The organism is Armatimonadota bacterium (assembly GCA_013359125.1).
In the GTDB taxonomy this organism is placed as follows: Bacteria; Armatimonadota; Fimbriimonadia; order Fimbriimonadales; family GBS-DC; genus JABWCR01.
Genome location: JABWCR010000003.1, coordinates 195,298 through 205,549, shown reverse-complemented (window position 1 = coordinate 205,549; position 10,252 = coordinate 195,298). Strand labels below are relative to the sequence as shown.

Sequence of the window (10,252 nt, the reverse complement as noted above, 5' to 3'; positions counted from 1 at the left end):
GTCTATCTCGGGCGATTGTGCCCCTCCCCTGTATCCCCTCCCCAAACTCTGGCGAGTTTAGGGAGGGGAGCGAAAGCCATCGGATCGGACGGGCCAGGCGGAAGCCTGGCGTTCCAATACAAAAGCGGCCTTTTCAAAAAATGTAGCACAATTTTGAGTACGAATCCGCTACGCCTCGCGCCGTCCGCCAATGAACAATTGCGCGACGACCGCGCGTGTTCAGCCGAACCGACCGCCAATGTAGTCCGCCGTCTCAGGCTGGATCGGACAGCGGAACAGTTCGTCCGTCGCGCGCATTTCGACCAGGCGCCCCAGCATAAAGAACGCCGTAACATCGCTAATCCGTTGGGCCTGCGGCAGATTGTGCGTTACGACGATGACGGTTCGGTCGACCGCCAATTGGACGATCAATTCTTCGATCTTGATCGAACCCAATGGGTCAAGCGCGCTGCACGGCTCGTCCATCAAGAGGATGTCCGGCTGTACCGCCAGCGCTCGAGCGATGCAGAGCCTTTGCTGTTGGCCGCCCGACAGCGCTCCGCCCATCTTGCGCCTCAGATCGTCCTTCACTTCTTCCCAAAGCGCGGCGTCGCGCAACGCCAGTTCGACCGTTTCTTCTAAATCGCGCCCCTTCATGCCGTAGTGAGTGCGCGGCCCTAAAGCCACGTTCTCAAAAATCGTCATAGGGAACGGATTGGGCTTTTGGAAGACCATGCCGACCTTGCGCCGAAGCTTTATCAGGTCGGCATTCTTCGCGTAGGGGTCCAATCCGTCAATAAGAATCTTGCCGGAGACTCGGACGCCCGGAATCCGATCGTTCAGGCGATTGATCGAGCGCAAGAAAGTGCTCTTGCCGCATCCGCTGGGGCCGATCAGTGCCGAGACTTTTCGGCGCGGCAGTTCGAGCGTTACGTCCATCAGCGCCGGCTTGTCTGCATAGTGCACCGATAGGCCATCGGTGGAGATTGCCGCCTTGACATCGGTCAATGCCGAGGCCGCTACCATTGTTGCCGTCGCCGCGCTCGCGTCCTCAGCAGTATCGCTGCCAAATTGAGGCACAGGATGAACAGCATCAAGACTAGACAGGTTCCCCATATGATCTTCTCCGGTATGGCCGTCCCCTGGCGATAGCCCTCGGCCAGATGGTACGGCAGGTTGGCCACAGGCGCAAACGCGGTCTGTACATTCAGTTGCAACTCGCCTGTGTAGTAGTAGATTCCAGCAGTAAACAGGATCGGCGTCGCCTCGCCCGCAGCCCGGCTGACGGCCAGCACGACGCCGGTCAATATCGAGGACATCGCATTGGGCAGGATGATTCTTCGCATGGTTTGCCACGGCGTCAGCCCCAGCGCCAGTCCGCCGTCGATAAAGGTCTGCGGCACTTGGCGAATGCCCGTTTCGGTTGAGAGAATAATGACTGGCAGCGCAAACAGCGTCAGCGTGCACCAGCCCGCCAGCAGACTGACCCCAAACTTGAACATGAGCACGAAAATAGCAAGACCGAACAGGCCGTAGATGATGGGCGGCGTGCCGGCCAGCGTCGTTACGCAGGCCCGCATGAGGCGCAAAACCGGTCTCTGGTCGGCATATTCGGCCAAGCAAATACCGGCCAAGATGCCCAACGGCAACGATAGAACCATCGTACCGGCCATCAGCAACAGCGATCCGCGGATCATGGGCCAAATGCCCCCGCCCGACATGCCCTCGATGGGAGGACTGGATAGAAACTGCCAACTTATAGCGGGCGCGCCCTGATAGACGATGTAACCGATGATGCCAAAAACGACGAGGCAGACGCTGACGGCTGCGCCCCCCAGCCAAGCAAGATAGATCCGGTCGACGCGCGATCGACGCCGGTCTCGCCGCTCCAGGCCGATCTCGCTAATCCGACCATGGGCTAAGATTGCCATGCGCGCCTCCTGCCCAACCGGTATCCGATCAAGTTGATGGTCAGCGTGAAGGCAAAGAGCGCCAGACCGAGTAGGAACAGATGTCCGTAGTGAGGCCCTTCGAACTCGACGTTGCCCATCTCGATAGCGATGGTGTCCGGCACGCCCCGAGTCGATTTGATGAGCGTCGAACCCGCATCGGCCAACGATGCAAACGAGGGCATGGTCGGCGTGCCGCCGCTCAGCATCCAAACAACCATCGTTTCGCCCGTGGCCCGCGCAAACCCTAATAGAATTGCGCCGATCAATCCGGCTCTGCAAGCAGGCAACAGCACTTTGGTCAACGATTCCCGCTTGGTCAGTCCGAGCGCCGCCGCCCCGTCTCTCAGTGCTTCGGGCGCCGCGCGCAATGCATCCTCGGCTACCGAAATCATGACCGGCATGACCAAAAGCGCCATGATGAGCGATGCCGTTAACATCGATCGCCCCGACTCGAATGCGGCTGCATCGGCAAAGACGCGCTGAAGCCCCGGCGCCACCAGCATCAGGCCAAAGTAGCCCAAAACAACCGTCGGAATACCCGCGAGGAGTTCGATAACGGGCTTGATCCATTCCGCGACCCGTCGCGGCGCAACCTCGCTCAGATAAAGACTGACAGCCAGCGCCGCAGGCGTCGCAACCAGCATCGCGATTAGGGAGATGCTCAAAGTGCCCAACAGGAGCGGGATAATGCCGAAGGCTGGATAGGCCAGCGTCGGCCCCCAATCCGCCCGAAGAAACGCTCGCACCGTTGCGGCGGCATTGCTCATGGTCGGCGTTGCAGAGAGTTCGAAAAGGTAGCCGCGCCGACGATCCTCGTCGTTGCGGGCAATCCACACAGGCAGTTCGACCTGGCCCGAGCGGCGGGCGTTTAGATCGATCTCGATCGGCTCGGTCTTCACGCCGTCTGGCGGGCTAATCAGCCTTAATCTCAATCGATAGGGCGTGTAGGATCGCTCAAAACCGGAGTCGGGCTGCCAGGCAAGGTACATCCGGTCGCCTTGGTGGAGCGGCGTTGCAAAGGCATAGAATCGGAACGCATCGCCCTTGTCGGCCTGTTTGGCCGAGCGCAAATCGTCGCGATAGAGCTCGTTCGGATTGTTGGTCGGCATTGCAGCGGTCATCGTGGGCGCGGTCAGTTCGCCGATCCCCGGTATGACGGTCGCTTCCTCTAACTCGCCAAGGCCCTCTTCGCCTTCCGGGTTGGCGGTCAAGCGCGAGGCGTTCGGATCAAGGCCGAGGTCTCCGTCAGGAATCTCCGGAGCGGGCAACAGCGCAACGCGGAAGCCATAGGGAAAACTGCGGTTAAAGGCGTATCGACTCTCGTGAGCCAGATAGTAAAAGATGGCGACGATGACCAGCATCGTCGCCACGCCTGCAGATATGATCAGAAAGCGCGCCAATCGCTCGCTCAATCGTTCCCGCATCTATTTAAGGCTGTAATAGCCGACCTCTTCGGCGATCCTTTGACCCTGGGGCGAAAGCACGAAGTCGATGAACTGCTTGGTCGCGCCCTTCGGTCGCCCGTTGGTGTAGTAGTAGAGGTAGCGCCAGATGGGATACTTCTTCGCTCGAACGTTCGCCTCGGTCGGCTCGACCGGCGCGGCGCCCGCGCTAGGTGCGATGGGCAAAAGCTTGACATTGGCCGCACCCTTAAAGTAGGCAACGCCGCCATAGCCGATGCCTCCAGGCGTTCGGCCTACCTCGCGCACCTCTTCTGCCGTAGAAGGCAAGAATCGGACGCCTTTGCCCCAGTTCTGATTCTTAAGAACGTTCAGCTGAAAGAATCCATAGGTGCCCGAGTTGCTGTCTCGGCTATAGACGACGATCGGCATGTTGGGGCCGCCCAGTTGGTTCCAGTTCGTAATCTGGCCGATGTAGATTCGCCGAACCTCGTCCATAGTGAGCGACTTAATCGGATTGCTGGAGTGCACGGCGATGGCTAATCCGTCCAATGCAACGGGTATCTCGTTGGCAATAGCGCCGCGGCTTTTCGCTCGGTCGATTTCGCTCTTGCGCATTGGGCGAGAGGATGCACAAATGTCAGCCACGCCGTTGATAAAGGCGTTGATGCCGATGCTCGAGCCGCCGCCCGTAACCGCAATGCTGGCGCCCGGATTGACCTTGCTGAACGCCTCCGCCCAGCGCTGATTGACGATCAGCATCGTATCGGAGCCTTTGACGGCCACCTGTTGCGCGCCCGCGACCAGCGCCGCGCCCAAGCCGATGATTGTCAGTATGGAAAATGGTTTGTTCATGTTCGTTCTCCTATAGCCGGAATTGGATGCGCATGGTCGTCGCATCGTTCTTGATTTCAGGGCCTTGTTCGTCAAACTTCTCGTGCGCCAGCGTGATCTTGGCGTTGGGGTTGATGTAGTAGGCATAGGCCATGCCCCAGCCTCTGGTGGCGTCCAACACGGAGGTCGACGAGCGGTTCGGATCGAAATACTCGTATCGAGCGCTCAACTGATTGCGCGAGTTGATGTTCCAAGTCAATTGCGTTTGCCATCCCAGCACATCGGTCGCGGCCAAGAACGACGGGTTTGCCGTTCCGCCGGTCGGTACGCGATCTTTGCCGATCATCACCTCGCCGCGCAGAGTCACCTCTGGAACAAGCACGCCTACATAGGCGCCGTCGATGAAGATGAATCGCCGATCGACGCTGGGCACGGCTACCTGCTGATTGTTGCTGGTGAAGTTAAAGCCGCGACGCTTAGAGAAATAGCCCGAAACGCCAATGTCGTACTGAGTCGAATACCATCGAATGCCGGCGTGAGCGCCATAGCGGCTGTTGCCTAAGTTGCCAAAGGTGTTGGCGCCGGTCTGCTGAGGATCGCTGACGCTCAGAGCGTTCCAGATTCCGGCGTGAACGTGCGAATTGACGCTCGTTCCGTACTTGACATAGGCGCCGCGGCCTCGCTCTCCGGCAAACATTGTGCGGTTGTAAAGCGCGCGCTCGGGAAACTCTCTCTCCCCCGACGATCGCTCCAACTCGTATCCTAACGGATAGGGCTGCTGGCCGGCCAAGAACTGAATACCAACCTTCTCCACGGAAGGCTCGATGTCGTACATCACGAAAGCATCCTTGAGTTCGGCTGACAGTCGTTGCGAACCGGCGGCCACGTCGAAAGTGAGCTTCATGCTGGTGCGAGGATCGATCGTGTTGGTCTGCCCTATTCGGAATCGGCGCACCGAGAAGCCTTCGTTGGAACTGTTTTGATCGGAATCAAACAGCTGAAAGTGGAGATAGTTGCCGATCTTGGCCTTCTTAAGCTCAGCGATGTCGTTCTGCATGATAGGCAGGTTCTCGCTGCTCTGATCGAAGATCCAACTCTGGATGTCGGCGATGTCGGATCGGATCTGTTGAAGCTGCTGGTTGACGTCCTGCATCTCCGCGACCAGCTTCTTCATCAGTTCGATCGCTTCTTCGTTAGTGGGGAGTTTGCCGCTGCTGGCCAGCTCTCCTAAAGACAGCGTGATCGATTTGGCCTTGTTCTCAAGGGCGGCCATCTCGTCTTTCTTGACGCCGAGCGTGTTGGCGACGCCCTCCTCCTTGTTGGGTTTGAGGGCCGAATCTTGTGCGAGAGCGGGCAGCGAGGCGAATTGAAAGCAAAGTAAAGCGGAAGCGAACAGTACGGTACTCCTTATTCCTGCCATAGACGAGCGCTCCTCCTTGAGTGGGCGATTTAGTAGCCCTTTGATTGTGGCGTCGGCCAGGTTAACGAGAGGTTAAGTTTTTGGGGACGTGTGGAACGCGGAATAGGACAGGCGGAGGCGAGCGATATACCAGCGCGCTCTGGAATTGGTTCGTACTCAAAATTGTGCTACAAATCTTGATTTTCCCGTTCGCTAAAGAAGCTGCCATTGGAACGCCAGGCTTCCGCCTGGCCTGCCTCGCCGAATGGGATTTTTTTCGAAATGTAGCACAAAATTGAGTACGAATCAGTCCCCGCCGATTCCCGTTTCGAGGGGCAGAGCCGATTCTTCATAGCTGGATGTCCTGCTCCTCTCTAAAACCGATGATTGGGGGAGACGCAGAGGGGGGAGTCTCAATCGTTCGAGTTGGGTCGATCCCAGTCCTAAGGCAGGATCGAACGGACATTGCCGACCCTCCACAGATCGCGCCCAGAGGGTCGCGAGAGTTTTGCCGATCGGCGGCTCTATGCGTCGGTCGAAGAACACGAAAATCACAGAGGAGGCCAGGCGGAAACCTGGCGTTCCCCCGATTGCGTTCCTCAGGTCGGGTAGAATCTGCCTAGTGAAACGCGCCATGGAGGGCGATCTTTGACGCTGACCGACCTGTTGTGGGGATTAGCCCGGATCGGCATCGTGTTGGGCTTTATTCTCGCCATTGTTCCCGGCCTGATCTGGATCGAGCGGCGCGTGCTCTCTTGGATGCAGGATCGCATCGGCCCCAATCGCGTCGGCCCGTTTGGTCTGCTTCAGCCCATTGCCGACGGCCTCAAACTCTTCTTTAAGGAAGAGATCATGCCCCTATCGGTGGATCGGGCGATCTGGTGGCTGGCGCCCGCCGTCGCGCTCTTCCCTGCCTTTGTGGCCGCCGCCACGCTGCCCTGGGGGCCAAATCGCCAATTGACGCCCATCGCCGACATCGATGCGGGCGTTCTTTATTTCCTGGCCATTTCGTCGCTCAATGTTTATGGCGTGGTATTGGCAGGTTGGGCATCGAACAACAAATATTCTCTATTGGGCGGTTTGCGCGCCTCGGCGCAGCTGATCAGTTACGAATTAGGCATGGGGCTGGCGCTGGGCGCGGTGATTCTGGTAACCGGCTCGCTACGGATGACCGACATGGTTGCGGCGCAGTCCGGGCCTCTATGGGGCGTTGTCGACTGGATTCCCAATTGGCACCTGTTCACGCCTTGGGGCTTTGTCGGGGCGATCATCTTTTTGATCTCGATGACGGCGGAGACGAACCGCACGCCGTTCGATCTGCCCGAGGCCGAGAGCGAGCTGATCGCGGGCTATCACACCGAGTACAGCAGCATGAAGTTCGCGGTGTTCTTTATGGGCGAGTATGCGTCGATGCTGATCATCAGCGGCATTTTGATCACCTGCTTTATGGGCGGCTATCTGCCGCCGCTGAACATTCAGCCGCTGGCGATGCTGCAGGAGGCGACGGCCGATCTGCCCATCGCGGGGTTGGTCGCGGGCATTCATACGGTTTCTAATTGGTTCATCGCGCCGCTGTGGTTTATGCTCAAGATGTTCTTTTTCTTCGCTTTCTTTGTCTGGCTGCGGGCGACCTTGCCCAGGCTGCGATACGATCAGTTGATGTCGCTGGGTTGGAAGGCGCTGTTCCCGCTGGCGCTGATCAACCTGATGTTAGCGGCGACCTATATCGGTTTTGGCTGGGTTCCGACCTTGATCGCTTACGTTGCGTTAGCCTTTGCCTATCTGATGTGGGTGATGATGCGACGGATGAACGTCGAGACGCGATCGGTTACGATGCACGATCAAGCAACGCCGTGGGGAGGTTCGACCCAGCATGGTTGAGAAGCTGCTCTTCGGCCTGTTCGCGCTGATCATCGTGGTTACGAGCATCGGCGTCATCAAGACCAACAATCCGGTGCGCAGCGCCTTGATGCTAGTGGTTAACTTCTTTACTTTGGCGATGATCTATATCACTCTGCAGGCGCACTTTTTGGGCGTGGTGCAGGTGATCGTCTACACGGGCGCGATCATGGTGCTGTTTCTGTTCGTGATCATGCTGCTCAATTTAGGCTCTCCCGAGGCGGCGAAGGAGCCGGTAGAAGTCAAGCGCTGGGCAGCTTTGGCGATGGGGCTTGGGATGTTCGCGCTGTTGGGAGCGCAGGTCTTCTCTGCCATACAAGGTCCGCCCGCCGGACCGATGCAAGCGCCGGGCACGATCAAGAACATTGGGAACGCGCTCTTTTCGCACTGGGCGCTGCCGTTCGAGCTGACCTCTGTGCTATTGCTGGTCGGCATTGTGGGATCGATTCTGTTGGCTAAGAGGAGGCTATAGCGCGTGGAAACGACGATCCCCTTGAACGCATACCTCACCTTGAGCGGCTTTATGTTCGCGTGCGGCGCGATGGGCGTCGTCATCAAGAAGAACCCGATCGTGATCTTTATGTGCATCGAGCTGATGCTGAACGCGGTCAACCTTAGTTTTTTGGCTTTTGCTCGGTTTAATCCCAACGTGGAGGCGCAGATGGCCGGGCAGATGTATGTGGTGTTCGTCATAGCGGTCGCAGCGGCGGAGGTTGCGGTCGGATTGGGCATTATCATGGCGATCTTTCGGCTTCGAGAGAGCATCGACGTGGACGAGGTCAACTTGCTGAGGGAATGAGAGAGAGATGCCGAGCGATCTGAACATGGTTTGGCTGGTGCCGCTCTTCCCGTTGATCGGGTTCCTTTTCTGCGCGCTGGCGGGCGGCTACCTGGTTCGGACTATGGGCGATATGGGCAAGCGCATCGTGGGCGCTTTTGCATCGATCGCTGTGCTCGCCTCGTTCGCCGTTAGCGTCCTGCTCTATCAGCAGGTTTCGCACGGCGAGGGACATGTTTCGACCCTGTTCGATTGGATCAAGGTCGCTTCGGTGCACATTCCATTCGAGTTCGTGGTCGATCCCCTCTCGGTGTTGATGTGCTTGATCGTAACCGGGGTCGGCGGACTGATCCACGTCTATGCGACCGGATACATGGCAGAGGACGAGGATTACCCGCGGTTCTTCACTTATTTCAACCTGTTCATCGTCTTTATGCTCACTTTGGTGCTGGCCAACAACTTTGTGGTGATGTTCGTCGGCTGGGAGGGCGTGGGGCTTTGCAGCTACCTGCTGATCGGCTTTTGGTATCGAAACAAGGAGTGGAAATACAACACCGATTCGGCAAACAAGGCCTTTATCGTCAATCGCATCGGCGACTGGGCGTTTATGATCGGGATGTTCTTGGTATTCGTTACCTTTGGCACGTTTGGCTTCGGTCATATTGCAGAAGAGGCGCCTGGGAAGTTAGAGCCGAACTCGACCTTGGCGATGGCGATTGCCTTGTGCCTGTTTATTGGCGCGGCGGGCAAGTCGGCGCAATTGCCGCTTTACTTTTGGCTTCCCGACGCGATGGCCGGTCCGACTCCCGTGTCGGCATTGATCCACGCCGCCACGATGGTTACGGCCGGCGTTTACATGGTCTCGCGCAACCATGTGCTGTTCGAGATGGCGCCCGATGCGATGGTGATCGTGGCGATAGTGGGCGCGGCGACGGCGGTCTTTGCGGCGACGATCGCCTTGGCTCAGACGGACATCAAGAAGGTGATGGCCTATTCGACGGTGAGCCAACTGGGCTACATGTTCTTGGCTTGCGGCATCGGCGCGTTTTGGGTCGCGATGTTTCACGTTACCACCCATGCGTTCTTTAAGGCGCTGCTGTTCCTGGGTTCCGGCTCGGTGATCATGGCGATGCATCACGAACAGGACATGCGGCGGATGGGCGGCTTGCGCAAGTATCTGCCGATCACTTTTGGCACGATGTTGGTAGCGCTTTTTGCCATCTCCGGCATCTTTCCCTTCGCGGGATTCTGGTCAAAGGATGAGATTTTGGCGTTCACCTATGTGTCGGGGATAACCGAACTGAACCGAGTGTTGTTCGCCATTGGATTGGGCACGGCGGCGCTGACGACCATCTACATGACGCGCATGATGACGCTCACTTTTGGAACCAAGCCGCGATGGGAAGAGCATGGGGATCATAGCCATGACGATCATGGCCATCATCACGGCAAGCCCAAGGAGCAAAAGCCGGTCATTTGGTTGCCGCTGATACTGCTGGCAATCCCTTCATTGCTGTTCGGCGCAGGGATGCTAATGCCGGGCAAGCACGATTTTGAGCACTTTTTGGAGCCGGTTACCCATGCGAGCGTGCTGAGCAAGGATCAATTGGGCGAGCTGGCGCACGATTTGGCCAACACTTTGGCCATTGTGTCGGTCGCGGTCGCGTTGGCCGCCATGTTCATTGGTTGGGGCATTTATCGAAAGGGATTCTCCAAGGCTCAGGAATCGCTGAGCGGGATTTGGGGCTGGATGCACCGCCAATGGGGCTACGACAGGCTGATGAGTTTCTTGGGGATTCGCGTCGGCGGATTGATCGGGGCGTTCTTCAAGCGGGTTATCGACGAGTCGATTATCGATAGGCTGTTCGTGAACGGGGCCGGGTTCTTGGCAAAGCAGGGCGGGTCGCTGTTGCGACTGGCTCAGACCGGCTATGTGCGCAACTACGCGCTGACCATGCTGACCGGCGCGATATTGCTGATCGCCGTGGCTTTTTACTTTGGGATGAGATAG

9 protein-coding genes are annotated in these 10,252 nt (G+C 58.0%); 4 read left to right on the top strand and 5 right to left on the bottom strand.

The features are described 5' to 3' along the window. Positions 1-219 precede the first annotated feature (219 nt). From HUU60_03045 to HUU60_03025, 5 genes are read right to left on the bottom strand one after another with little or no spacing between them, the layout of a single operon-like run. On the bottom strand, positions 220-1,005 hold the full coding sequence (locus HUU60_03045) for a phosphate ABC transporter ATP-binding protein (protein ID NUL81683.1): 786 nt from the start codon (positions 1,003-1,005) through the stop codon (positions 220-222). Further along, complete coding sequence (pstA, locus tag HUU60_03040; GenBank protein ID NUL81682.1) at positions 999-1,910, bottom strand: phosphate ABC transporter permease PstA; 912 nt, start codon at positions 1,908-1,910, stop codon at positions 999-1,001. The genes HUU60_03045 and pstA overlap by 7 nt, the downstream gene beginning before the upstream one ends. Then, the gene (gene pstC, locus HUU60_03035) at positions 1,898-3,343 is read right to left on the bottom strand and encodes a phosphate ABC transporter permease subunit PstC (GenBank protein ID NUL81681.1); all 1,446 of its coding nucleotides are present in this window, start codon (positions 3,341-3,343) and stop codon (positions 1,898-1,900) included. Before pstC ends, pstA begins: the two co-directional genes overlap by 13 nt. A 12-nt stretch (positions 3,344-3,355) precedes the next feature. Then, positions 3,356-4,186, bottom strand: coding sequence for a PstS family phosphate ABC transporter substrate-binding protein (locus HUU60_03030; GenBank protein ID NUL81680.1), 831 nt, complete (start codon positions 4,184-4,186; stop codon positions 3,356-3,358). A gap of 10 nt (positions 4,187-4,196) precedes the next feature. Then, positions 4,197-5,585 carry a hypothetical protein gene (locus HUU60_03025; protein ID NUL81679.1) on the bottom strand — a complete coding sequence of 463 codons (1,389 nt, stop codon included), beginning with the start codon at positions 5,583-5,585 and terminating at the stop codon, positions 4,197-4,199. Between the two features lie 633 nt (positions 5,586-6,218). Here HUU60_03025 and nuoH point away from each other — a divergent pair. Genes nuoH through nuoL form a run of 4 tightly spaced genes read left to right on the top strand, consistent with a single transcriptional unit; the run spans position 6,219 to position 10,252 of the window. After that, positions 6,219-7,445 (top strand): NADH-quinone oxidoreductase subunit NuoH, encoded by a 1,227-nt coding sequence (gene nuoH / locus HUU60_03020; protein NUL81678.1) that lies wholly within the window; start codon positions 6,219-6,221, stop codon positions 7,443-7,445. Continuing rightward, positions 7,438-7,935 carry an NADH-quinone oxidoreductase subunit J gene (locus tag HUU60_03015; GenBank protein NUL81677.1) on the top strand — a complete coding sequence of 166 codons (498 nt, stop codon included), beginning with the start codon at positions 7,438-7,440 and terminating at the stop codon, positions 7,933-7,935. The genes nuoH and HUU60_03015 overlap by 8 nt, the downstream gene beginning before the upstream one ends. Positions 7,936-7,938: 3 nt before the next feature. Then, on the top strand, positions 7,939-8,262 hold the full coding sequence (gene nuoK, locus HUU60_03010; protein ID NUL81676.1) for an NADH-quinone oxidoreductase subunit NuoK: 324 nt from the start codon (positions 7,939-7,941) through the stop codon (positions 8,260-8,262). 7 nt (positions 8,263-8,269) lie between these two features. Continuing rightward, on the top strand, positions 8,270-10,252 hold the full coding sequence (nuoL, locus tag HUU60_03005; GenBank protein ID NUL81675.1) for an NADH-quinone oxidoreductase subunit L: 1,983 nt from the start codon (positions 8,270-8,272) through the stop codon (positions 10,250-10,252).